Origin of the sequence: Azohydromonas caseinilytica, from assembly GCF_012927045.1 — a bacterium.
Classification (GTDB): domain Bacteria; phylum Pseudomonadota; class Gammaproteobacteria; order Burkholderiales; family Burkholderiaceae_C; genus Azohydromonas; species Azohydromonas caseinilytica.
Genome location: NZ_JABBFW010000043.1, coordinates 1 through 21,952, shown reverse-complemented (window position 1 = coordinate 21,952; position 21,952 = coordinate 1). Strand labels below are relative to the sequence as shown.

The 21,952-nt window shown below is 70.1% G+C and carries 22 protein-coding genes; 15 read left to right on the top strand and 7 right to left on the bottom strand.

Annotated elements, in window-relative coordinates:
* Positions 1-42: 42 nt before the first annotated feature.
* Both HHL10_RS28270 and HHL10_RS28265 read left to right on the top strand, forming a co-directional pair.
* Positions 43-534: a pyridoxamine 5'-phosphate oxidase family protein gene (locus HHL10_RS28270; protein WP_169163776.1), complete on the top strand. Its 492-nt coding sequence runs from the start codon at positions 43-45 to the stop codon at positions 532-534.
* The gene (locus HHL10_RS28265) at positions 531-1,955 is read left to right on the top strand and encodes a GAF domain-containing protein (protein WP_169163775.1); all 1,425 of its coding nucleotides are present in this window, start codon (positions 531-533) and stop codon (positions 1,953-1,955) included. Before HHL10_RS28270 ends, HHL10_RS28265 begins: the two co-directional genes overlap by 4 nt.
* Positions 1,956-1,964: 9 nt before the next feature.
* On the opposite strand, the gene HHL10_RS28260 is transcribed toward HHL10_RS28265, so the two are convergent.
* Genes HHL10_RS28260 through HHL10_RS28250 form a run of 3 tightly spaced genes read right to left on the bottom strand, consistent with a single transcriptional unit; the run spans position 1,965 to position 4,377 of the window.
* Positions 1,965-2,951 carry an alpha-ketoacid dehydrogenase subunit beta gene (locus tag HHL10_RS28260; protein ID WP_169163774.1) on the bottom strand — a complete coding sequence of 329 codons (987 nt, stop codon included), beginning with the start codon at positions 2,949-2,951 and terminating at the stop codon, positions 1,965-1,967.
* A gap of 8 nt (positions 2,952-2,959) precedes the next feature.
* A complete protein-coding gene (locus tag HHL10_RS28255; RefSeq protein WP_169163773.1) occupies positions 2,960-3,901 on the bottom strand; it encodes a thiamine pyrophosphate-dependent dehydrogenase E1 component subunit alpha in 942 nt (313 codons plus the stop codon).
* On the bottom strand, positions 3,898-4,377 hold the full coding sequence (locus HHL10_RS28250; protein WP_205833261.1) for a hypothetical protein: 480 nt from the start codon (positions 4,375-4,377) through the stop codon (positions 3,898-3,900). Before HHL10_RS28250 ends, HHL10_RS28255 begins: the two co-directional genes overlap by 4 nt.
* Before the next feature lie 315 nt (positions 4,378-4,692).
* Between HHL10_RS28250 and HHL10_RS28245 the strand changes: the two genes are divergently transcribed.
* Positions 4,693-4,923, top strand: coding sequence for a hypothetical protein (locus HHL10_RS28245; protein ID WP_169163772.1), 231 nt, complete (start codon positions 4,693-4,695; stop codon positions 4,921-4,923).
* A gap of 150 nt (positions 4,924-5,073) precedes the next feature.
* Positions 5,074-5,748, top strand: coding sequence for a hypothetical protein (locus HHL10_RS28240; protein ID WP_169163771.1), 675 nt, complete (start codon positions 5,074-5,076; stop codon positions 5,746-5,748).
* A 24-nt stretch (positions 5,749-5,772) separates the two neighbouring features.
* Here HHL10_RS28240 and HHL10_RS28235 read toward each other — a convergent pair whose 3' ends face one another.
* From HHL10_RS28235 to HHL10_RS28225, 3 genes are all read right to left on the bottom strand, one after another.
* Complete coding sequence (locus tag HHL10_RS28235) at positions 5,773-6,381, bottom strand: hypothetical protein (RefSeq protein ID WP_169163770.1); 609 nt, start codon at positions 6,379-6,381, stop codon at positions 5,773-5,775.
* Positions 6,368-7,336: an alpha/beta hydrolase gene (locus tag HHL10_RS28230; protein ID WP_169163769.1), complete on the bottom strand. Its 969-nt coding sequence runs from the start codon at positions 7,334-7,336 to the stop codon at positions 6,368-6,370. Before HHL10_RS28230 ends, HHL10_RS28235 begins: the two co-directional genes overlap by 14 nt.
* 197 nt (positions 7,337-7,533) lie before the next feature.
* A complete protein-coding gene (locus HHL10_RS28225) occupies positions 7,534-8,151 on the bottom strand; it encodes a YidB family protein (RefSeq protein WP_169163768.1) in 618 nt (205 codons plus the stop codon).
* 202 nt (positions 8,152-8,353) lie between these two features.
* On the opposite strand from HHL10_RS28225, the gene HHL10_RS28220 reads away from it, so the two are divergent.
* From HHL10_RS28220 to HHL10_RS28180, 9 genes are all read left to right on the top strand, one after another.
* Positions 8,354-8,758, top strand: a complete 405-nt coding sequence (locus HHL10_RS28220) for an OsmC family protein (protein ID WP_169163767.1) — start codon at positions 8,354-8,356, stop codon at positions 8,756-8,758.
* 316 nt (positions 8,759-9,074) lie between these two features.
* Positions 9,075-10,301, top strand: coding sequence for an acyl-CoA dehydrogenase family protein (locus HHL10_RS28215; RefSeq protein ID WP_169163766.1), 1,227 nt, complete (start codon positions 9,075-9,077; stop codon positions 10,299-10,301).
* A 68-nt stretch (positions 10,302-10,369) separates the two neighbouring features.
* Positions 10,370-11,626: an acyl-CoA dehydrogenase family protein gene (locus HHL10_RS28210; protein WP_169163765.1), complete on the top strand. Its 1,257-nt coding sequence runs from the start codon at positions 10,370-10,372 to the stop codon at positions 11,624-11,626.
* 36 nt (positions 11,627-11,662) lie between these two features.
* The gene (locus HHL10_RS28205; protein ID WP_169163764.1) at positions 11,663-13,021 is read left to right on the top strand and encodes an LLM class flavin-dependent oxidoreductase; all 1,359 of its coding nucleotides are present in this window, start codon (positions 11,663-11,665) and stop codon (positions 13,019-13,021) included.
* Between the two features lie 35 nt (positions 13,022-13,056).
* On the top strand, positions 13,057-13,869 hold the full coding sequence (locus tag HHL10_RS28200; RefSeq protein WP_169163763.1) for a MetQ/NlpA family ABC transporter substrate-binding protein: 813 nt from the start codon (positions 13,057-13,059) through the stop codon (positions 13,867-13,869).
* A gap of 8 nt (positions 13,870-13,877) precedes the next feature.
* Positions 13,878-15,050, top strand: a complete 1,173-nt coding sequence (locus HHL10_RS28195; protein WP_169163762.1) for a methionine ABC transporter ATP-binding protein — start codon at positions 13,878-13,880, stop codon at positions 15,048-15,050.
* Positions 15,031-15,684 (top strand): methionine ABC transporter permease, encoded by a 654-nt coding sequence (locus tag HHL10_RS28190; protein ID WP_169163761.1) that lies wholly within the window; start codon positions 15,031-15,033, stop codon positions 15,682-15,684. The genes HHL10_RS28195 and HHL10_RS28190 overlap by 20 nt, the downstream gene beginning before the upstream one ends.
* Before the next feature lie 158 nt (positions 15,685-15,842).
* A complete protein-coding gene (locus tag HHL10_RS28185) occupies positions 15,843-16,295 on the top strand; it encodes a pyridoxamine 5'-phosphate oxidase family protein (RefSeq protein ID WP_169163760.1) in 453 nt (150 codons plus the stop codon).
* A 130-nt stretch (positions 16,296-16,425) separates the two neighbouring features.
* Positions 16,426-17,934, top strand: coding sequence for a protein adenylyltransferase SelO (locus tag HHL10_RS28180; RefSeq protein ID WP_169163759.1), 1,509 nt, complete (start codon positions 16,426-16,428; stop codon positions 17,932-17,934).
* Here the strand turns inward: HHL10_RS28180 and HHL10_RS28175 are convergent.
* Positions 17,910-18,794 (bottom strand): DMT family transporter, encoded by an 885-nt coding sequence (locus HHL10_RS28175; protein ID WP_169163758.1) that lies wholly within the window; start codon positions 18,792-18,794, stop codon positions 17,910-17,912. The genes HHL10_RS28180 and HHL10_RS28175 overlap by 25 nt on opposite strands.
* Before the next feature lie 244 nt (positions 18,795-19,038).
* On the opposite strand from HHL10_RS28175, the gene HHL10_RS28170 reads away from it, so the two are divergent.
* Together HHL10_RS28170 and HHL10_RS31285 are read left to right on the top strand one after the other, a co-directional pair.
* On the top strand, positions 19,039-19,680 hold the full coding sequence (locus tag HHL10_RS28170) for a cysteine hydrolase family protein (RefSeq protein WP_169163757.1): 642 nt from the start codon (positions 19,039-19,041) through the stop codon (positions 19,678-19,680).
* A 306-nt stretch (positions 19,681-19,986) separates the two neighbouring features.
* Positions 19,987-21,621 carry a methyl-accepting chemotaxis protein gene (locus tag HHL10_RS31285; RefSeq protein WP_310734695.1) on the top strand — a complete coding sequence of 545 codons (1,635 nt, stop codon included), beginning with the start codon at positions 19,987-19,989 and terminating at the stop codon, positions 21,619-21,621.
* Positions 21,622-21,952: the final 331 nt, after the last annotated feature.

Sequence of the window (21,952 nt, the reverse complement as noted above, 5' to 3'; positions counted from 1 at the left end):
CTTCCTACAGAATGGGAAGGCCTCTTTCGCGCCCTGACCGCCATGTCGATATCCCTCCTCAGCGACGCCACCGTCGCCTTCATCGAGCGCGAGGTCGCCATCGACCTGGCCTCCTGCGGCGCCGATGGGCGCTCCAGCACCGCGCGCGGCTTCGCCTGCCGCGTCGCGCCGGACCGGCGGCGCCTGACCATCTGGGTACGCCGCGCCGATGCCGGGCCGCTGCTGCAGCACCTCGTGACGCAGGACCAGGTCGCGGCCGTGTTCTGCCTGCCCGAGACCGAGGCCTCCATCCAGATCAAGGGCAGCCACATCGCCATCGCGCCGGCCGGCCCCGAGGAGCTGGCGCTGGTGCAGGCCTACTGCGCGCGCTTCGTGGACGGCGTGATGCGCCTGGGCTACGAGCGCGGCTTCAGCGAGGCCTACATGGCGGTGGACCCGGAGCGCATGGTGGCGGTGAGCTTCACGCCCGAGTGCGTGTTCGACCAGACGCCGGGGCCGCAGGCCGGGCGGCAGCAGGAAGGCGGCGCGGCATGAGCACAGCGAGCGCCATGGGCACGATCAGCATCACCCCGCTGCGCAACTGCTTCGAGGGCGCCGTCCCCAGCGTGCTGGCCACCTGCTCGCCCGAGGGGGTGCCCAACGTCACGTACCTGTCGCAGGTGCAGTACGTGGATGCGCGCCACGTGGCGCTGACCTTCCAGTTCTTCAACAAGACGCGCCGCAACATCCTGGCCAACCCGTGGGCAGTGCTGAAGGTGGTGGACCCCTACACCGGCCACAGCTACCGGCTGCAGGTGCGCTACCTGCGCACCGAGACCAGCGGCGCGCTGTTCGAAAGCATGAAGGCCAAGCTCGCCGGCATCGCCTCGCACACCGGCATGGCCGAGGTGTTCAAGCTGCTGGGCGCCGACGTGTACGAGGTGCTGCAGGTCGATCCCGTGCCCAGCCCCGCGCCGGCGCCGGCACTGGCCACGCCGGACCAGCTGCCGCGGCTGCGCCAGCTCGCCGCCGCGCTCAACGCCAGCCGCGACCTCGACGAGCTGCTGGACAACACGCTCACCGCGCTGCAGGGCATCTGCGGCATCGAGCACCAGATGATCCTCAAGCTCGACGAGTGCGGCGACCGGCTCTTCACCGTGGCCAGCCGCGGCTACGAGCAGTCGGGCGTGGGCTCGGAGATCCCGATGGGACATGGCGTCATCGGCGTGGCCGCGCGCGAGCGCACGCCCATCCGCATCTCGCACATGACCAGCGAGTACATCTACGGCAAGGCCGTGCGCGACAGCGCCGCCGCGCTGGGCCTGCACCACCAGCTGGAGACGGCCATCCCCATGCCTGGCCTGGCCGAGTGCCGCAGCCAGATGGCCGTGCCCATCCTGGCGGGCCAATCGCTCTACGGCGTGCTCTACGTGGAGAGCCCCGAGGACCTGCGCTTCAGCTACGACGACGAGGACACGCTGCAGATCCTGGCGCACCAGTTCGGCTGGATGGCGCGCAGCCTCGCCACCGAGGCCGCCTGCGAGCCCGGCGCCGAGGCGCCGCCGCCGCCGGCCGCGCCGGCCCGGGCGATGGCCCCGACGCTCGAAGCCGCAAGCGCGGCCGAAGCGGCCGGGGCCAGGGCGACGCAGGGCAAGCCGCTGCAGGTGCGCTACTTCCGCGCCGACCACAGCGTGTTCCTGGACGACGACTACCTGATCAAGGGCCTGGCCGGCGCCATCCTGTGGAAGCTGCTGCAGGCGCTGCAGCGCGAAGGGCGCGACCAGTTCAGCAACCGCGAGCTGCGCCTGGACCCGGAGCTGGCCCTGCCCGACATCGCCGACAACCTGGAGGCGCGCCTGGTGCTGCTGCAGCGCCGGCTGGCCGAGCGCAGCGCCTGCGTGCACATGCGCAAGACGGGCCGGGGCCGCTTCGCGCTGGAGGTGTCGCGGCCGCTGCGGCTGGTGCTGATCGAGTGAGTCACCCGCTCAAGCCGCCACATTCTCCCGCCGCGGCGCCAGTGCCTCCCGCACCGCCGCCACCACCTGCACGGCCTGCGGCACGAAGACCTGCTCCAACATGAAACTGGCCGGCGTGGGCACGTCGGCGCTGGTGACGCGGCGCACCGGCGCCCTGAGCGCATCGAAGGCCAGCTCCGCCACCGAGGACGCCACCTCGGCGCCCACGCCGCACAGCGGCCCGGCCTCGTGCACCACCACCAGGCGGCCGGTCCTGCGCACCGAGCGCAGCACGCTGTCCAGGTCCAGCGGCTTCAGCGAGCGCAGGTCGATCACCTCGGCCTCGACGCCCTCGCCCGCCAGCGTGTCCGCCGCCTGCAGGCAGGTGCGCACGCTCTTGGCATAGGACACCAGCGTCACGTCGCGCCCGGCGCGGCGCAGCGCCGCGCGGCCCAGCGGCACCAGCGCGGCTTGCGCGTCCTCCGCCACCTCGCCCGGCTCGTAGGCCAGCGTCATGTCGGTGAGGAAGATGACGGGGTTGTCGTCGCGGATCGCGGCTTTGAGCAGCCCTTTGAGGTCCGCCGGCGTGGACGGCATCACCACCTTAAGCCCCGGGCTGTGCACGAACCAGGCTTCCAGGTTGTGCGAGTGCTGCGCGCCCACGCCCCAGCCCGCGCCGGTCTGCGCCAGCGCCACCAGCGGGAAGCTGAACTGCCCGCCCGACATGTAGCGCAGCTTGCCGGCGCTGTTGACCAGCGCGTCCATGGCGTAGGTGAGAAAGGGCGCGTAGAGCAGGTCGATCACGGGCCGCAGCCCCGAGGCCGCAGCGCCCACGGCGCAGCCGGCCATGACCGCCTCCGACAGCGGCGTGTTGCGCACGCGATCGGCCCCGTAGGCCTGCACCAGCTCGGGCCGCAGCGTGGCCACGCCCTCGCCCATCAGCAGCACGCGCTCGTCGCGCGCCATCTCCTCGAACAGGGCCTCGTGCAGGGCCTGCTGTGCGTTCATCGTCTTCATGGCATTCCTCAGGCGTAGACGTCGGTGAGCAGTTGATCCGGCAACGGGTACGGCGCTTCCTGCGCAAAGGCCAGCGCGCCCTCTATGCGCCCCCGCGCCCGCGCCGCCAGCGCCTCGAAGGCCGCCGCGTCCAGTACGCCCTCGTGGGCGAGGCGCTGCCGCTGGCGCTCGATCGGGTCGCGTGCCAGCCAGGGCGCGCGCTCCTCGGCGCTGATGTGCGCCTCGGTGTCGCCCGAGTAGTGGCCGCGCTGGCGGTAGGTCCAGGTCTCCAGCAGGTACGGTCCGCCATCGGACTCGATGTGCGCCACGGCGGCCTGCGCGGCATCGAGCACCGCGCCCACGTCGTTGCCGTCCACCACGCGGGTGGGCAGGCCATAGCCCTTGGCCCAGTCGCTGACATGCTCTGTGCGCATCGCCTCCTGGCGGCGCACGAAGGCCTGCCACTGGTTGTTCTCGCACACGTAGAGGATCGGCAGCCGCCACACCGTGGCCAGGTTCAGCGACTCGTGGAAGATGCCCTCGCAGGCCGCGCCGTCGCCGAAAAGACAGGTCACCACGCCGGGCTCCCGGCGCATCTGCATCGCCAGCGCCACGCCCGGCGCCATGGACAGCTCGCCGCCGACGATGGTGGAGGTCAGCACCACGCCCAGCTCCTTCACGGAAATGTGCAGCGAGCCGCTCTTGCCCTGGCAGTAGCCCGCGGCCTTGCCCAGCACCTCGGCCAGGATGCGCCCGGGGTCGGCGCCGCGCGCCAGCAGGTGGCCGGCGCTGCGGTGGTTGGTGAGGATGCGGTCCTGCGCCCGCAGCGCCGCCATCACGCCCACGGCGCTGGCCTCCTGGCCTTGCGAGGAACAGCTCATGGGTGCCGGCCCCTGCTTCTGCAGCGCCGCCAGGCGCTCCTCGTAGGCCCGGATGAGCAGCATGCGCTCCAGCAGCTCGACGGCGTTCATGCGGCCTCCCGCGGGCTGAAGGCATTGAGCCAGACGTTGAGCGCGAAGCACGCGAAGCTGGCCGCCACGGCCATCGACCCGCCGGCAACCACCGGCTCGGCATGCGGCAGCTGGTGCAGCACCATGTAGATGCCCGCCGCCATCACCGGCAAGCCCAGGTTGTGCAGCCAGAAGTGCGCCCGCGCCAGCAGGCTGTGCGCCATGCGCGGGAACTGCCGGTAGGCCAGCGCCATCAGCACCATCGAGACCCAGCCCAGCATGTTCACGTGCACGTGCACGCCGCGGTTGGTGCCGTCGTGCGAGCCGGCCATGGCCAGGCCCATGCCGATGCCCAGCAGCGCATACAGCACGGCGCAGCGCAGCAGCTTCTCGTCGATGCCCAGCGCGGCCCAGCGGCGCGCCGGAAGCTCCTTCAGGTTGCGCGCGCCACCATCCAGCGGCATGGCCGCGCGCGAAGCGGGCGTTGAAATCGTCATGGTCTTGCTCCTCGCATCAGGCGCCCGTGCAGGGCGTGTTCAACGTGGAGCGGACTGTAGGCAGCGGCGCCGCGGCCGTTTCTTAAATGCTTCCTCAGCGAAACCTAAAGCTTTCTTAAGCCCCCCACGGGGGGAGGCGCGCCTCCCCCCGGCGGACGAGCCGGCCTCGCCGGATGCGCCGCCGGGCCCCTCCTCCGAACGCCGGCGGACTACATCGCCCGGACGATGTGCCCGCGCCGCGGCACGCGTACCTTGCGCAGCGGCGGACGCCACGCCCTTGTGCAGGCATCCCGTGCAGGACGAACAGGAGCAGCCATGAACCTCGTGCAGAAGATGAGCGTGCTGGCGCTGGCGGTGCCGCTGCTGGCCGCGGGCTGGATGGCACTGGCCTCCGAGGAGCCCGACGCGCCACGGCAGCCCGTGACGGTGATCCCGTCCACCGCGCCGGGCTTTTCCCTGCTGGCTTTCGGGCAGCCCGCGGAAGACGCGGCAAGCGCGCCCCAGGCCGCGGCGCCGGGCGCCCTCGCGGCGAACCCGCAACCTTGACGCGGCGGCCCGGCCGCCTTCGCCACGACACCGGCGCGGTCACTTGGCGCCTTGAACCGCCAGGACGACCATCGCCACTCAGCACGGCCAGCGTTTTCCGGCCCGACCATCGCGGCGCCGGACGCGCTGCGCAGCATCGAGGAGACGGGCATGAACGCTGTTCACGGTCTGGGCGCCCTGGGACTGATGCTGGTGTCCGCTGCCGCGGGCTGGGTGCTGCATGCGCCGGACACGCCGTCCGCCGCCGGCCCCACGGCCGCTGCTGCCGACGCCGCAGCGGCGCGGCGGCCACAGCCCCTGTCGGTCCTGGCCTACCCCCAGGCCGCAGCGGAAGCGGCGCCCGAGACGGTGCGGCTGCATGCCGACGGCAGCGTCACGGTGCAGGTGCAGCACCGCCCGGCAGTGTGGCTGGTGGCCGAGCTGTGCCGCCAGGGCGCACGGCTGGCGCCGGCCTGCATGGGCAGCGCCGCGGCCCTGCCGGTTTCTCAAGGCGAACGGGACGCGGATGCCCTGGAGCGGGCCCTGCGCGAGGGCGACGAGCAGCGCCGCCATGAGGGCCTGCTGCAGGCTCGCGCCGAGGGCCGGCTGCTGCCGGAGCCGCTGCTGCTGGACCTGATGCGGACCGGCCCCTCGGACCGCGTGCGGCTGATGGCTTTCGACAGCTACATCGAGCTCAAGTCCGGCGACCTGGAGGCGCTGCGCACCGGGCTGCAGGCCGTGCTGCGCATGCCCTACACCCCGCTGCAGGTCCGGGCGCGCGAGCAGATCGACGGCATCGAAGCGCTCTACCGCTACGACACCGCGCTGGCGCAGCGCCAGCCCTGAGCCGTCCGCGCGCCGGCGCGGCGCCTACCGGCAGCGCCCGGACAGCGCATCCAGTGCCAGGCGCGGCAAGGTGAGCAGCGAGCCCTGGGCGTTGGGACCGACACAGTCGGGCCGCGCCGCGCGCGCAATGTCCTGCTCCAGCGCCGTCGGCGGCGGCTCGGTCGAGCGCCCGTCCTGGCGCTCCGCCCGCAGCGCCTGCCCCACGCCGGCGCTGTCGCGCGCTGCCTGCCGCAGCACCCGGCCATCCAGACGCAGCGGCGCGCTGGCCGGCTCCTCCACCGCGGGCGCCGCAACTTCAACCCGCGGCGCGACGGACGGCGCAGCCTGCGGGATGACGGCCTGCAAGGCAGCGGCCGGTGGGCGGGCCTGCGGCAGCGGCGGCCGTGCCGGCGCCGCGCGTGAAGGCAGGAGCGGCGGTGCGGCCGGCACCGGCGCGGCCGGCAGCAGCGCCAACTCGATGACCCGCACCGGCTGCGGCATCGGCCGCGCGGGCCCGCGCGACGCGGGCGCCAGCAGCCACAGGAACAAGCCGGTGATGCCCAGCGCGCCCAGCGCCGAGGGCCAGCGCACCCGGCGCGGATGGAAAGCCGCGACGCGCGGCACGCCGGGGACGGCCGCCTCAAGGCCGGGCATGGGCTTCGGCCGCCGCGCTCCGTGCCGGAACGGCCGGGGCCTGGCGCAGCCAGTGCGCCAGCGTCGCGAAGAACTCGTCGCGATAAGCCCGGTCCGGCGCGTTCAGGCGATGGTCCGCGCCCGGATAAATCTTCAGGCTGAGATGGCGCTTGCCGGCGGCATCGAATTTCTCGGCCAGGAAGCGGGCCGATTCCACCGGCACGCTCTGGTCGGCCTCGCCGATGCCCAGCAGCACCGGCTTGTCCAGCGCGAGCAGGTCCTCGGTGATGTCCAGGTCGAGCACCTCGCTCCACCAGCGGTACGGATGGCCGTACCAGGCTTTGTCGAGGCTGCGGGGGGCGGTGGCGATTTCCGCAGCGCCGGCGGCCACGTCGAAACCGATGGCGCCCTTGTCCTTCAGCACGGCCAGGGACCGGCGCATCGAGTAGCCGGCTGCACCGATGAGGGCCAGGTGCGTGACGCGCGGATGCGTCCGTGCCACCCGCGCCGCTGGAAGCGCACCCTCGGACACGCCCACCAGCACCACGTGGCGCGGCTGCCACTCCAGGGACTCCAGGCGCGCGCTGATGAAGGCCGAATAGTCGGCCGCCCATTGCGCCGGGTGGTTCGACGCATGGAATCCGCGCTCGCAGCCGAACAACCCGGTGCTGCGGTCACTCACGAAGCGCTTGTTGAGCACGAACACCCGCGCCGGAAGGGCAAAACCCCGGACGTAATCCGGCATTACGTATTTCCAACTCGGGCAACCGCTGCCGCCGTAGAAAAACACCACGGTTTCCGGCTGGGCCTGGGGGCCGAGCGAAAAATCGTAATAAATGCTGCTGCCGCCGTCCGGGTAATTGAAGGCCAAGGGCTCCGGTGCCCGGTCGCTGAAACCATGGGACAGGCGCTGCAGGCTGGTGCAGCCGGAAACAAGCATCAGGGAGGACAAAAGCAGCGCAAGGGCTCGGGACATGAATCTTCTTGGTTTTGGATAGACCCGGCCGAAATACAGCTCCCGTCAACCGGTGCGGCGGGGAGCGTATCAGAGGCTTTTGCCGACTCTCGCCACTGCGCGCCTCAATTGCCCTCGGACTTCAGCAGCGACTCATGTGAATTTCAAAGTACGACCTGAAACAGGCGCCGCCGTACGACGGCGCCCATTGACCCTACTCAACCGCCCAGCCGCCTCACGAAGTCATCGATGCTGTTGTGCAGGTCGTCCTCGCCGGGCAGTTGGCCTTCGGGGGTGAAGCGGTCCACCACCTCCGGCAGCAGCTCGGACAGGCCCAGGCGCGCCTCGTCCTCGCTCACGCCGGCCTCGCTGGCGATCTCGGAAAGCTGCTGCGGCTCGAACAGTTGCGAGACGGCGTCCGGCGGCAGCGGCTCGTTGGCGCCGGTGCCTACCCAGGACTGCGCCTGTTGCCCGTAGCCGCGCTGCGCCAGGATGCCCAGCAGCCCGGCCAGGCCACCCAGGCCTGCCAAGCCCCCCAGCCCGCCCAATCCACCGCCACGCCCGCCGAGTCCGCCCATTCCACTGCCCAGGCCGCCAGGCAGGCCGAAGCCGCCCATGCCGCCCCCCAGGCCACCGCCCCGGCGCCGGTTGGACAGCAGCTGCAGCACGATGGGCAGCAGCGCCATCAGCACGCGCGGATTGACGCCACCGCCCGTACGGCCCAAGCCGCCCGGGCTCAAGTCGCGCGGGCCCACACCGCCACCCATGCCCGTCGGCGCACCGCGCCCCGCATTCATTCCAGCAAGTCCGCCCAGGATCTGGTCCAGCAAGCCCATGGTTGCGCTCCTGTGTTCATGTCGAGTGAACCCCGGGACAGGCAACCACTGTGCCGCCACGCCGCGACGGGCGAGAACGCGGGCGTCACGGGCCGTTGGCCTCCCTCACAAAGCGCGGATGGACATGCCCAATGCGTCGTTCCCTGGGGCCGGGTCCGTCCGAAAAATGCAGGTGGTCACCTGTCCATGGCCTCGCGTCCGAATGACCGCTCCCGCACCACTCCTCTGCCGCCCTGGCGGCAACCTCGCCCCCGCTTTCCTGGACAACGCCCTGGGCGCGCTGGGAGCCTCACTCACGCGTACCACGCTGGCGCTGGCCGCCGAGCGCGGCATCCGGGTAGAGGCGGTGCAGGTCAGCCTTGGCGGCCAGCAAGAGCCGTCAGCCCGGCACCACCACACGCGCGCCCCGGCCGGGCCGACGCAGTGGTGGGTGGTGCTGCACATCGAGTCCCCCGCATCCCGGGCCGAAATCGAGGCGCTGCATGCCGCCGTGGAACACGCTTGCCCCGTGCTGAATCGGCTGCGCCAGGCGTGGGCCCTCCCCATCGAGTTGCGCCACGTGCCCTTCGACCCGCTTTACACCGAGGCCTGCGCTCGGGCCGCCTGAATTCCGCGCACCGCCGCCAAACGCCCGCAAAACTCCACCGCCGGGACGCCCGCGTGTCGTTCGTCCTGCCGTCGCATATCCGCATGAGGTCCCGGCATATGGGACCGGAGCAGCCCTGCTTTAAAACACGCGCAAACGGCCTGCCGCATATGCGTATGCAGAAGCATTCGTTCCGGGCACTCCGGCTTATCCCTAGCATCCCCCCCATTCAATTCAAAAGAGGGAAAGCGCCGTGATCGTTCAAGCCTGTGCCGCGGGCCACTCTCCAACGAGTTCCAATAAACCATAAACCGGCCCGGCCGAACGCGAGCCCACAATGACCGACATCACGATCGAAAAAACGCCGCCCGCGGTAGCGCAAGCCACACCGCTGAGCACGGCCGAATTGAAACGCCGTGCCGCCGCGCTGCTGCCCGAATTGCGGCACGGTGCCGAGGAGCGGGAGAGAAACCGCATCCTGCCGCATGAGCAGATTCGCCGCCTCGCCGCTGAAAAGCTGCTGACCTTCCGCATCCCGGTCCAATATGGCGGCCCCGGCGCCTCGGTGCGCGAGGTCGTGCAGTTCGTGACCGACGTGGCGGCGGTGGATTCGAATATCGCGCAGGCACTGCGGCCGAGTTACCTGTTTGTCGAAGGCCTACTCTCCAACGGCGATGAAACCCTGCGCAAGCGCTGGCTACCGCGCTATCTGCGCGGCGACGTGTTCGGCAATGCCGGCTGGGAAATCGGCGGGGCCAATGGTGCCATCAGCGCGCGCATCGTGCGCGAGGGCAAGAATTTCCGCGCCCAGGGCAGCAAGTACTACAGCACCGGCAGCCTTTATGCCGATTGGGTCAGCGCCGCGGCGCTGGACGAAAACGGCCACGAGGTGAGATTCATGCTGCCGCGGCATCGCGCCGGGCTGGAATTGGTGGACGATTTCGACGCCATGGGCCAGCGCCTCACGGCCAGCGGCACCACGCACCTGCACGGTGTGGAGGTATTCCCGGAAGAAATCATTCCCTCGCCGCTGCAGGCCGACGGCAAGAGCCGGCGCAGCATCGTCACGCCTTTTGCCCAATTGTTCCTCGCGGCGGTGGAAGCCGGCGTGGCGCGCAATGCGCTGGAAGATGCGGTGAATTTCGCACGGCATCACGCGCGGCCGATCAGGCACAGCTCGGCCAGCCGCTCGGTGGACGATCCTTATGTGGAACTGTCGGTGGGCGAGATTTCCGCGCAGGCATTTGCCGCCGAAGCCGTGGTGCTGCGCGCGGCGGACAGCATCGATGCTGCGTGGGCCGAGGGTTTGACGGAAGAAAGCGTGGTCCGCGCCGCCATCGACGTGGCACAGGCTCAATACGTGGCGGCGGCCGCTGCCCTGAAGGCGGGCGAGTTGCTGTTCGACGTGGGCGGCGCCTCCACCACCGCGCGCAAGCACAACCTGGATCGGCACTGGCGCAACGCCCGCACCGTGGCCAACCACAACCCGCGCCACTGGAAGGCGGCGGTGGTTGGCGCCTACCGCCTCAAGGGCACTGAGCCGCCGGTTTCCGGGCTGTTCTGAGTTGCCTGGCCTTCGCGCCGTGGCCGGACGCCGGCCCGGCTGCCCCTGCAGTTGCTGAACACCCTCCCATGCCGAACGACGACGTGACCCTGCGCCATCCGGGCGACGTGGCCCTGGCCACCTACGCCGATGAACTGGCCGCGGAAATTGCCAAGACCGCGGCGCGATATGACGAATCCGGTGAATTTCCCGCCGAGCATTTTGAATTGCTGCGCCAGCGCGGCGCCCTGGCACTGACCATACCGAAGGAATATGGCGGGCGCGGCCTGTCGCTGTATGAGCTGCTGCTGTTCCAGGAGCGGCTGGCCCAGGGCAGCGGTTCCACGGCCCTGTCGCTGGGCTGGCACCTGATGGCTTTCGGCTACCTCAGCTTCGATTTGAAATGGCCGCGGCCTGTATTCGAACGCCTGTGCCGCGACGTGGTGCAAAAAGGCCATCTGGTCAATATCCTGATCACGGAGCGCGACGCCGGCAATCTGCTGCGCGGCGGGCCGCCCACCACCACCGCGCGCAGGACGGCCCAGGGCTGGGTGATTTCCGGCCGCAAGGCCTTCTGCTCGGCGGCGCCGGAGCTGCAGCAGATGATCATTTATGCCTGGATCGGAGGGGAGCAGCGCCAGGCGGAATTCCTCGTGCCCAGGACGGATGGCATGCACGTCATCGAAAACTGGAACACCCTGGGCATGCGCAGCACCGGCAGCCATGACATCGAGTTCGATGAAGTTCTGGTGCCGCATGACGCTCTGCTGAATTACATCGAGAAAGACAAGCCCAGCAGCTTCACCACCGGCAGCCGCGCTTTCGGATTGCAGATCGCGGCGGTGTATTTGGGCATTGCCACGGCGGCACGCAATTTCACGCTGCAATTTGCCGCGGAGCACCGCCCGCCCAGCCTGGGCCACCCGATCCTGGACGCGCCGCAGGTGCAGCTGAAAATCGGCGAGATCGAATTGCTGCTGGGTGCCGCCAAGACGCTGCTTTATGGCTTGGCCGAGCGCTGGGAGCGCTATCCGGACATTCAGCACCGGCTGCACCAGGAGGTATGGACCGCCAAGCACACCGTCACGAATCACGCGGTGCGCATCGTGGAAATCGCCATGAGCATCGTCGGCGGCCATGCGCTCTCGCGCGACCTGCCGCTGGAGCGCTATTTCCGGGACGTGCAGTGCGGGCTCTACAACCCGCCTCAAAACGACATGGTGATTTCCAGCCTGGCGCAGACCGCCGTCAAGCGCCAGCGCAACCAGTCCGTGAAAGAAAAAACTCCGGCGCCGGCCAGCGCGCTGCCCGGTATTCCAGCCGCCGTTGACGCGGTGGCCGCCTGAATTCCATTTGCCCCGACCCGCCCCGAAAAAGCAGCCATGGCCCCTAAACACATCGTCCTGAACGCCTTCAACGAAAACTGCGTCGGGCACATCAATCACGGCCTGTGGACGCATCCGCGCGACTGCAGCAGCGAATACAACACCATCGAATACTGGACCGGCCTGGCGCGCACGCTGGAGCGCGGGCTGTTCGATGGGATCTTCATTGCCGACATCCTGGGCGTGTACGACGTCTACGACGGCAACCTGGACGTGACGCTGCGCGAGGCGGTGCAGCTGCCCATCAACGATCCTCTGCTGCTGGTCTCGGCCATGGCGGCGGCGACGCAGCACCTGGGCTTCGGCATCACCGTCAACGCGCTGTCCGAGCACCCTTACCTGCTGGCGCGGCGCTTCTCCACGCTGGACCACCTCACGCGCGGGCGCTTCGGCTGGAACATCGTCACCGGCTACCTCGACAGCGCCGCGCGCGCCATCGGCCTGGACAACCAGCTCGTGCACGACGAGCGCTACGAGCGCGCCGACGAATGCCTGGAGGTGCTCTACAAGCTGCTCGAAGGCAGCTGGGAGGACGGCGCGGTGCGGCGCGACAAGACGGCGCGCGTCTTCGCCGATCCGGCCAGGGTGCACAAGATCCGGCACCACGGGCGCTACTACGACGTGGAGGGCGTGCACCTGAGCGAGCCCTCGCCGCAGCGCACGCCGGTGCTGTACCAGGCCGGCACCTCGGGCCGCGGCCAGCGCTTCGCGGCGCGCCATGCCGAGGCGGTGTTTGTCGGCGGCAACGACAAGGGCGCGGTGCGCCGCACGGTGCAGGAAGTGCGCGCCGCGGTGGCGCAGGCCGGGCGCCGGCCGGAGGACGTGAAGATCGTGCTGGGCATCAGCGTGGTGCCCGGTACGACGGCGGCCGAGGCGCGCGACAAGCACGCTGACTATGTGCGCCACGCCAGCCCGGAGGCGGGCCTGGCGCACTTCGCCTCCAGCATCGGCCTGGACCTGGCGCGCTACGGCCTGGACGACCCGATCCAGCTGGCCAGCACCAACGCCATCCAGTCCGCGGCCCGCGCCATCCAGCAGCTCGGCGGCACGCGGCGCAAGCTGCTGGAGCACTTTCAGCTCGGCGGCCGCTACGCGGCGGTGGTTGGCGACGCCTCGCAGGTCGCCGACGAGTTGCAGTCCTGGGTGGAGGACACCGGCATCGACGGCTTCAACCTCACCCGCACCGTCGTGCCCGAGAGCTTCGAGGACTTCGTGGACATCGTCGTGCCCGAGCTGCAGCACCGCGGGCTGCACAAGAGCGCCTACGCGCCGGGGACGCTGCGCCACAAGCTGTTCGGCGAGGGCGACCGGCTGCCGGCGCGGCATGCGGCGGCGGCGTTTCGCCACGCGCGCTGAATCCACTTCCCGCTTCACTTCACCTGCTCAACACCATGAAAAAACCCACCCGACTCCTCCTCACCGCCCTCTCCACCGTCCTCGTCTGGGGCGCCGCGCAGGCCCAGGCCCTGAAGATCGGCGCCTCTGCCGGTGTGCATGCCGACACCCTGGATGCCGCCGCGCGCGAGGCCAGGAAGCAGGGACTGGACGTGAAGGTCATCGAGTTCACCGACTGGACCACGCCCAACGCCGCGCTGGCTGCCGGCGACCTGGACGCCAACTACTTCCAGCACCAGGCCTTCCTGGACAACGCCATCAAGGAGCGCGGCTACAAGTTCGCCGTGGCCGGCGTGGGCGTGCTGCCCAACATCGGGCTGTTCTCCTACCGCATCAAGAACTTCGGCGAGCTCAAGGACGGCGCCAAGGTCGGCGTGGCCAGCGACCCGGTGAACCAGGGCCGCGGGCTGGCGCTGCTGGAGCAGGCGGGGCTGATCAAGCTGCGCCCCGGCCTGGGCCAGCGCGGCACCGTCAACGACATCACCGCCAACCCCAGGAAGCTCAAGATCGTCGAGGTCGAAGGGCCGCAGCTGGTGCGCGCCATCGACGACCTGGACCTGGCGCAGGGCATCCCGGCCCACTTCGTCAGCGCCGGCAAGCCGCAGATGGCCAGCAACGGCCTGCTCTACAGCGGCGCCTCGGACGTGTACTTCGCCATCCGCTTCGTGACCCGGCAGGACAACGCCAACGACCCGCGCATCAGGAAGTTCGTCCAGATCTTCCAGGAGTCGCAGGCCGTGCGCGACCGGGTGCATCAGCTGTTCGGCAACGACGCGAAGCTCTACAGCCTGCCCTGGCTGAACAAGTGAGGCGCGCCATGAGCAGCAAGGCCTGGACCCTGGAGCCGAAGTCCTTTTTCGCCCCCTTGTCGGCCTCGGCCGAACCCAACGCCGCCACGGCGCTTGCCGAGGGCACAGCAGCCGGCGAAACGGCGCGACCGCTGGGCGGCTCGGTGTGCTTCGAGCAGGTGGGCAAGACTTATGTGTCCTCGGCCGGTCCGGTGCAGGCCCTCTCCGGCATCAATTTGAAGATTCCGGCCGGCAGCATCTTCGGGATCATCGGCCGCAGCGGCGCGGGCAAGTCCAGCCTGCTGCGCACCATCAACCGGCTGGAGCGGCCCACCGAGGGCCGCGTGCTGGTGGACGGCCAGGACCTCGCCGCGCTGGACGAGGATGGCCTGGTGCGCCTGCGCCGGCGCGTCGGGATGATCTTCCAGCACTTCAATTTGCTCTCGGCCAAGACCGTCTTCGACAACGTCGCGCTGCCGCTGCGCGTGGCCGGGGCGGAAGCCGACGACATCGAACAGCGCGTGACGGAGCTGCTGGCGCTGGTGGGCCTGCGGGACAAGCACGGCACCTACCCCAGCCGGCTCTCCGGCGGCCAGAAGCAGCGCGTGGGCATCGCGCGGGCGCTGGCGCACCACCCGGAGATCCTGCTGTGCGACGAGGCCACCTCGGCGCTGGACCCGGAGACCACCCAGTCGATCCTGGCGCTGCTGCGCGACATCAACCGCCAGCTCGGCCTGACGGTGGTGCTGATCACGCACGAGATGGGCGTGATCCGCGAGATCTGCGACGAGGTGCTGGTGCTGGAGAAGGGCCGCATTGCCGAGGCCGGGCCGGTGTGGCGCGTGTTCGGCGCGCCCACGCACGACGCCACGCGCGCGCTGCTGCGCCCGCTGGAGCACGACCTGCCCCATGACCTGCTGCATCGCCTGCGGCCCGAGCCGTCCGCCACGGGCGGCAGCGAGCGGGTGCTGGAGCTGGTCTACACCGGCCAGGACGGGATCGAGCCCGACTTCACCCGCATCGCCGCGGCGCTGGGTGGCCCGGTGCGGCTGCTGCATGGCGGCATCGACCGCATCCAGGGCCACAGCCATGGCCGCCTGCTGATCGCCACGCCGGCCCCGCGGCCGGCCGCCGCCGAGCTGGCGGCGCTGAAGCTTTGCCACCGAGCCAGGGAGCTGGGCCATGTCGCCAATCATGATTGAACGCCTCATCGAGGCCCTGATCGACACCGTGCTGATGGTCAGCACTTCAGCGCTGATCGCGCTGGCGGCGGGCATCCCGCTGGCGGTGCTGCTGGTGCTCACCGCGCCCGGCGGCGTGCTGCCGGCGCCGCGCTTCAACCGCGTGGCCGGCGCCATCGTCAACGCCTTCCGGGCCACGCCCTTCATCGTGCTGTTGGTGGCGCTGATCCCGCTGACGCGGCTCATCGCCGGCACCACCATCGGGCTGTGGGCGGCGGTGGTGCCGCTGTCGATCAGCGCCACGCCCTTCTTCGCGCGCATCGTCGAGGTGAGCTTGCGCGAGGTGGATGCCGGGCTGATCGAGGCGGCGCAGGCCATGGGTTGCCGGCGCCGGCACATCGTGTGGCACGTGCTGCTGCCTGAGGCGCTGCCAGGGATCGTGGGCGGCTTCACGATCACGGTGGTGTCGATGATCGGCGCCTCGGCCATGGCCGGCGCCGTGGGCGCGGGCGGCCTGGGCGACCTGGCCATCCGCTACGGCTACCAGCGCTTCGACACCACCGTCATGGCCGTCGTCATCGTGGTGCTCATCGCGCTGGTGAGCCTGGTGCAGTTCAGCGGCGACTGGTGGGTGCGGCAGCTGAAGGCGCGGTGATCAGGCGGAAACGCGAAGCCCAGGCCATCCGGCCTGGACGGTTCGCGCGCGCTTGCGTTCCATCAAGCGACGGCGTGCCGCGGGGCCTAGATTGGCCTTCTGCAGCCCGCGATGAGGTCTCTTTCCCGACGCCTCCGGCTGCAGGAAGGAGACGACTGATGGACGAGGAACTCAAGCGCAAGATCCTCGCGCTGCTCGACGAGCACCGGATCATGTCGATCGCCACGCTGCGGCCGGACGGCTGGCCGCAGGTGACGACCGTGGGCTATGCCCATGACGGGCTCACCCTGTACTTCCTCTGCGGACTGGACAGCCAGAAGGCGGCCAACCTGGCGCGGGATGACCGCGTGTCGTTGACCATCGACCATGACACCTCGCAGGTGATGGAGATCACGGGCCTGTCCATGGCCGCCCGCGCGGAGGCCGTCACCGATCCGGCCGAAGGCGAAAAAGCCATACGGCTGCTCATGCAGCGCTACCCGGAGCAGATGGGCTTGTCGCTGTCCATGCCGACGCCGGCGGAAGTCCGGATCTTCCGGGTGACGCCGGTCGCCATTTCCGTGCTGGACTACGCCAAGGGCTTCGCGCATACCGATCTGGTCTCCTGCTGAGGCCGCCCTGGCGCCGGCATGCGGCCTGCCCCGTTCACCGACATTCCCACCCGAGCCGTCGCGGATCGACCCTGGCGCGACGGGCCCGCTGGCCAACGGTCACACTGGTGTTTTGAGCAGCTGCCCTCTCATGCCGATCAATTTCCGCTTCGACAACAGCTACGCCCGCGACCTGCCGGGCTTCTACGTGCCCTGGAAACCGGCCGCCGCGCCCTCGCCGCGGCTGCTGTTCCTCAACCGCGCGCTGGCCGAGGAACTGGGCCTGGACGCCGCCGCGCTCGATGGCCCGGAGGGTGCGGCCCTCTTCGCCGGCAACACGGTGCCCGAAGGCGCCGAGCCGCTGGCGCAGGCCTATGCCGGGCACCAGTTCGGCGGCTTCTCGCCGCAGCTGGGCGACGGCCGGGCGCTGCTGCTGGGCGAGGTGATCGACCGCCAGGGCCGGCGCCGCGACATCGCCTTCAAGGGCTCGGGACGCACGCCCTTCTCGCGCGGCGGCGACGGCAAGGCCGCCGTCGGGCCGATGCTGCGCGAGGTGCTGGTCGGCGAGGGCATGCACGCGCTGGGCATCCCGACCACGCGCGCGCTGGCCGTGGCCGCCACCGGCGAACCGGTGATGCGTGAGCAGGTGCTGCCCGGCGCCGTGCTCACGCGCGTGGCGCTGAGCCACCTGCGCGTGGGCACCTTCCAGTTCTTCGCCGCGCGCGGCGACCTGGACAAGCTGCGCCAGCTCGCCGAATACGCCATCGCCCGCCACGACCCGGACCTGAGCGGCACGCCTGACCGCTTTCTTGGGTTGCTGCGCCGCGTGGCGGAACGGCAGGCGGCGCTGATCGCGCAGTGGATGAACGTGGGCTTCATCCACGGCGTGATGAACACCGACAACATGACGCTCTCGGGCGAGACCATCGACTACGGCCCCTGCGCCTTCATGGAGGCCTACGACCCGGCCGCGGTGTTCAGCTCCATCGACCATGGCGGGCGCTACGCCTACGCCAACCAGCCGCTGATCGCGCGCTGGAATCTGGCGCGGCTGGCCGAGACGCTGCTGCCGCTGATCGCCGGTGACGAGTCCGAGCCGGCCATCGCGCAGGCGGTGGCGCGCGCGACCGAGGTGATCGACGCCTTCCCGGATCTCTTCGCCGCCGCGCTGCTGCAAGGACAGCGCGCCAAGCTGGGGCTGGGCACCACATCCGGCGACGACGAGGCCGACCGGGCGCTGGCCGAGGATTTCCTGACGCTGCTCCACACGCATGGCGTCGATTTCACGCTGGCCTGGCGGCGGCTGGCGGACGCCGCGCAAGGGAATGAGGCGCCGCTGCGCGCCCTCTTCACCGAGGCGCAAGCCCCCGACGCCTGGCTGGCGCGCTGGCGCGCGCGCTGCGAGGGCGAGCGCGGCGGCGCGTCGGCCGCCGCGCAGCGCGCCGCGGCCATGCGGCGCGTCAATCCGCACGTGATCCCACGCAACCACTTGGTGGAGGAAGCGCTGAGCGCGGCGTCGGAGCAGGACGACCTGGAGCCCTTCAAGGTGCTGCTGGCGGTGCTGCGCCAGCCGTATGAGGAAACGGCAGCCAACGCCCGCTTCGCCGAGCCCGCGCCGGCGGCGGTGACGGCGGGCTACCGGACCTTCTGCGGGACCTGAGCGGCGGGCGCGGCGCGCCGGCCGCTGCGGTTGATCAGCAGCGAGGCCAGGATCACCGCGCCGCCGGCCAGCAGCTTGGGCAGGTCGGCGTCGCGGTTCCAGATCAGCAGGTTCACCACCAGTCCCGCCGGGACGTGCAGTTCGTTCATCACCGCCAGCGTGCCGGCGTCCACGCGCGTGCTGCCCAGCACCCACCAGTACATGCCCAGCGCGGTGGCGAACAGCCCCATCCAGGCCAGCACGCCCCACTGCACGCCGCTCTGCGGCAGCTTGGAGAGGTCGCCAAAGAGCAGGAAGGACGGCAGCGCCAGCACCAGCGCGCCCAGGAAGAAGTGGCCGAAGAAGCGGTGCAGCGGGACGTCGGTCGGGTGGCGGGTCAGCAGGTACCGGCACAGCACCTGGCCCGCGGCGAAGGTGGCGTTGGCCACCTGCAGCAGCACGAAGCCCAGCAGGTAGTCGCCCTCCAGGCGTTGGAAACGGATGATCGCGCCGCCGCCCACGGCCACCGCGGCGGCAAGCAGGGCGCGGCGGTTGAAGCGCCCGGCCAGGGCGTCGTCGATCAGCGTGACGTAGATCGGCGTCAGCACCGTGAACAGCAGCACCTCGGGCACCGTCAGCACGGTGAAGCTGCGGTAGAGGCACAGGTACGTCACGCCGAACTGCAGCGCGCCGGCCAGCCAGAAGCCGCCGACCAGGCGCCGCGGCAGCCCGCGCCAGACGGTGAACGGGACAAAGCAGGCCGCCGCGATGGCGACGCGCACGAGCACGGCGAAGTCGCTGTCCACCCGGCCGGCCAGGTACTGCCCGATGAGGCTGAAGGAAAACGCCCACAGGACGGTGACGATGAGCAGGTACGGCATGCGGCGCGGATCGGAGCGGAAACGGACAGCCTGCCATTCTCGCCGGCCTCCCGGCGGCGTCCGCGCCCGCTGCGTGGCATGGCCTGGATTGCACTGCGGGCCAGGCCAGGGGCCGAAGATTGGCCCGATTCCATCGACGCCTGGCATACGGGCCGATGGTCGCGGCCGGTGGCCGCTCGAACAATGGGCCCGCGCCGCCCACAAGCGCCGCGACATCCGAACCCAACCTGTTGAGGACACCAGCATGACCACCCTGCCCCGCCGCGCCCTGATCGTGATCGACGTACAGAACGAGTACGTGAGCGGCAACCTGCCCATCGGGTACCCCGACATCGACTGCTCGCTGGCCAAGGTGGGCCACGCCATGGACGCGGCCCGGGCCGCCGGCATCCCGGTCGTGGTGGTGCAGCACGGCACGCCGCCCGGGACGCCGATCTTCGCCCGCGGCTCGCACGGCTGGGAGCTGCACCCGGTGGTGGCCTCACGTCCGCGCGACCATCTCGTCCAGAAGGAAAAGGCCAGCGCCTTCGAGGGCACGGACCTGGAGGCCTGGCTGCGGGAGCGCGGCATCGGCACCGTGACGGTCGCGGGCTACATGACGCACAACTGCGTGGACACCACCGTCAAGCACGCACTGCTGCTGGGCTTGGCGGCGGAGGTGCTTGCCGACGCAACCGGCTCGCCGTCTTACGCCAACCGGGCCGGCGCCGCGAGCGCGCGGCAGATCCACGAGAGCTTCATGGTGGTGATGCAGTCCGGCTTCGCCAACGTCATGGCCACGCAGGAGTGGGTCGCGGCGCTGCAGGGCGCGCCGCTGCCCGAGCGCGGCTCCATCTTCGCCTCCAGCCAGGCGGCGCGCGCGACGGCCCGATTGCAGCCGGCATAAGAGCGCCGGGCGGCCGCGAACGGCCGCCTCGAATCAGGGCCCTGGGCCGCGCGGCCCCACATAGTTCCCTTTAGTTTTCAGGGTTTTCCCTTGACTTTTAGCCAGTCTTCTAAACAAGGCAGCGCTTCAGCCGAAGGGGGAAATGTGTGCGTGTTGCCGGGCCCGCGATCCCGGCCGGTTTGCTGAAGCGATATGGATTTCTTGAACAATATTTCGGTCTCCAAACGGCTGTGGATTTCTTCGGCAGCGGCGTTGTTGGCCCTGACGGTCACCGCCGTGGGCACCCAGCAGTTGTCCCGGTCTGCCTTGACCTCGACACTGGCGACGGTGGAAGCGCGCGACCAACAGATCGCGCTGGCACTGCGCTGGAAGGCGTTCACGGACGCCGGCGTCCAGGGCGTGGTGGCCAAGGCCATCAGCTCGGAGACGCTGGTCAGCGACACCTTCACGCCCCGCGTCAAGAACGCCATCGCCGAGGTCAACAAGCTGCAGGCGCGTATCGCCGAGACCGCCGCGACGCCGGCCGAGAAGCAGGCGATCGAGAAGGTCGCCCAAGCCCGCCAGGCCGTGCTCGACGTCATCCGCAAGGTGGAGGAAAGCCGCCAGGGCGGCGAGAACAGCGCGCTGCTGGCGCTGACGGAGCAGGAGCTCGTGCCGGCGACGGCCCGGTACCTGGGCGGGATCGACGAGTACGTGGTGCTGCAGGAGCGGCTGCGCGACGAGGCCAAGGCGGCAGCCATGGCGCACACCGACCGCGTGGAGCTGCTGAGCTGGCTGGCCATCGCCGGCATGCTCATGACCAGCCTGGCCGGCGTGGCCTGGATGGTGCATTCCATCACCCGGCCGCTGAAGGACGCCGTGGAGGCGGCCGAGGCCATCGCGGGAGGCGACCTGACGCACCGGCTCCAGACTCGGCGCCGCGACGAGCTGGGGCAGCTGATAACGGCCATCGCCCGCATGGCCGAGCAGCTGCATGACATCGTGATCGAGGTGCGGCGCGGCGTCACCTCGGTGACGATGGCGTCGGCGGAGATTGCCACCGGCAACCATGATCTCTCCGCCCGCACCGAGCGCATGGCCAGCAGCCTTCAGCAGACCGCCAGCTCCATGGAGGAGCTGACCGCGACCGTGACCCAGTCGGCCGAGAATGCGCGCGAGGTGAACCAGCTCGCCGCCGATGCCGCCGCATCGGCCGGCCGCGGCGGCGCGGTGGTCGAACAGGTCGTGTCCAGCATGGTGCGCATCAGCGAGGGCTCCAGGCGCATTGCCGACATCATCGGCACCATCGACGGCATCGCCTTCCAGACCAACATCCTCGCCCTCAATGCGGCGGTGGAGGCGGCCCGCGCGGGCGAGCATGGGCGCGGTTTCGCGGTGGTCGCCGGCGAGGTGCGCGCCCTGGCCCAGCGCAGCGCCGAGGCCGCCAAGGAGATCAAGGGGCTCATCGGCGCCTCCGTGGAGACGGTGGGCACTGGCAGCGCGCTGGTGGAGCAGACCGGGCACGCCATGAAGGAGATCGTCGCGAGCATCCAGCGCGTGTCCGATCTCATCGGCTTCATCGCCGCCGCGGCCAGCGAGCAGCGCGACGGCATCGGACAGGTCAACTCGGCCGTCGGCCATCTCGACCAGACCACGCAGCAGAACGCCGCGCTGGTGGAGCAGTCCGCGGCGGCGGCGCAGTCCCTGCAGCAGCAGGCCCAGCGCCTGGCGCAGGTCGTCTCGGTGTTCAACCTCGCGGATGGCGACGATGTCGCCGCCGCGCCATCACTGCCCCGGGCGCCGTCCGTCGCGCCCCCCGCTCAGGACGCCAGGGACATCGCCCGGCACACGCTGGCCCGCGTTCGCGCCCAGGCCACCGCCCCGAAGCCCGAGCCCGTTGCGCCCGCACCCGCCAAGGCCGCTGTAGCCGACACCGGGCACGAGGAGTGGACGAGCTTCTGATGTCCTCGTGAGTCATTCCACTTCTGGCTTCTGAGTGAAGTAATCCCGTTCGTCCTGAGGTATCGAAGGATGGACGGTCCCTACCCCGGTGCCGCCATCGCAGCCTGTCAGATTCGTACTTCGATACGCCGTAAGGCGCACCCTGTCCTGAGGTATCGAAGGGTGAGTACGAACGGGTCATTTCACGACCAAAGTGGAATCGGTATCAGCCTAAATCCGGCAGTTACCCCGTTGCCGGAAGGCCGGGAGGTACAGGAGAAGCGCGCAAGGACGGCGCGATGCGATCGCTGATGTAGTGCAGCATCGCGCCCCAGGGGTCGAGGTTGCTGAA

Coding starts and splice junctions, on each gene's coding strand:
- HHL10_RS28270 (WP_169163776.1), top strand. CDS start 43: ATGTCGATATCCCTCCTCAGCGACGCCACCGTCGCCTTCATCGAGCGC.
- HHL10_RS28265 (WP_169163775.1), top strand. CDS start 531: ATGAGCACAGCGAGCGCCATGGGCACGATCAGCATCACCCCGCTGCGC.
- HHL10_RS28260 (WP_169163774.1), bottom strand. CDS start 2,951: ATGAAGACGATGAACGCACAGCAGGCCCTGCACGAGGCCCTGTTCGAG.
- HHL10_RS28255 (WP_169163773.1), bottom strand. CDS start 3,901: ATGAACGCCGTCGAGCTGCTGGAGCGCATGCTGCTCATCCGGGCCTAC.
- HHL10_RS28250 (WP_205833261.1), bottom strand. CDS start 4,377: ATGACGATTTCAACGCCCGCTTCGCGCGCGGCCATGCCGCTGGATGGT.
- HHL10_RS28245 (WP_169163772.1), top strand. CDS start 4,693: ATGAACCTCGTGCAGAAGATGAGCGTGCTGGCGCTGGCGGTGCCGCTG.
- HHL10_RS28240 (WP_169163771.1), top strand. CDS start 5,074: ATGAACGCTGTTCACGGTCTGGGCGCCCTGGGACTGATGCTGGTGTCC.
- HHL10_RS28235 (WP_169163770.1), bottom strand. CDS start 6,381: ATGCCCGGCCTTGAGGCGGCCGTCCCCGGCGTGCCGCGCGTCGCGGCT.
- HHL10_RS28230 (WP_169163769.1), bottom strand. CDS start 7,336: ATGTCCCGAGCCCTTGCGCTGCTTTTGTCCTCCCTGATGCTTGTTTCC.
- HHL10_RS28225 (WP_169163768.1), bottom strand. CDS start 8,151: ATGGGCTTGCTGGACCAGATCCTGGGCGGACTTGCTGGAATGAATGCG.
- HHL10_RS28220 (WP_169163767.1), top strand. CDS start 8,354: ATGACCGCTCCCGCACCACTCCTCTGCCGCCCTGGCGGCAACCTCGCC.
- HHL10_RS28215 (WP_169163766.1), top strand. CDS start 9,075: ATGACCGACATCACGATCGAAAAAACGCCGCCCGCGGTAGCGCAAGCC.
- HHL10_RS28210 (WP_169163765.1), top strand. CDS start 10,370: ATGCCGAACGACGACGTGACCCTGCGCCATCCGGGCGACGTGGCCCTG.
- HHL10_RS28205 (WP_169163764.1), top strand. CDS start 11,663: ATGGCCCCTAAACACATCGTCCTGAACGCCTTCAACGAAAACTGCGTC.
- HHL10_RS28200 (WP_169163763.1), top strand. CDS start 13,057: ATGAAAAAACCCACCCGACTCCTCCTCACCGCCCTCTCCACCGTCCTC.
- HHL10_RS28195 (WP_169163762.1), top strand. CDS start 13,878: ATGAGCAGCAAGGCCTGGACCCTGGAGCCGAAGTCCTTTTTCGCCCCC.
- HHL10_RS28190 (WP_169163761.1), top strand. CDS start 15,031: ATGTCGCCAATCATGATTGAACGCCTCATCGAGGCCCTGATCGACACC.
- HHL10_RS28185 (WP_169163760.1), top strand. CDS start 15,843: ATGGACGAGGAACTCAAGCGCAAGATCCTCGCGCTGCTCGACGAGCAC.
- HHL10_RS28180 (WP_169163759.1), top strand. CDS start 16,426: ATGCCGATCAATTTCCGCTTCGACAACAGCTACGCCCGCGACCTGCCG.
- HHL10_RS28175 (WP_169163758.1), bottom strand. CDS start 18,794: ATGCCGTACCTGCTCATCGTCACCGTCCTGTGGGCGTTTTCCTTCAGC.
- HHL10_RS28170 (WP_169163757.1), top strand. CDS start 19,039: ATGACCACCCTGCCCCGCCGCGCCCTGATCGTGATCGACGTACAGAAC.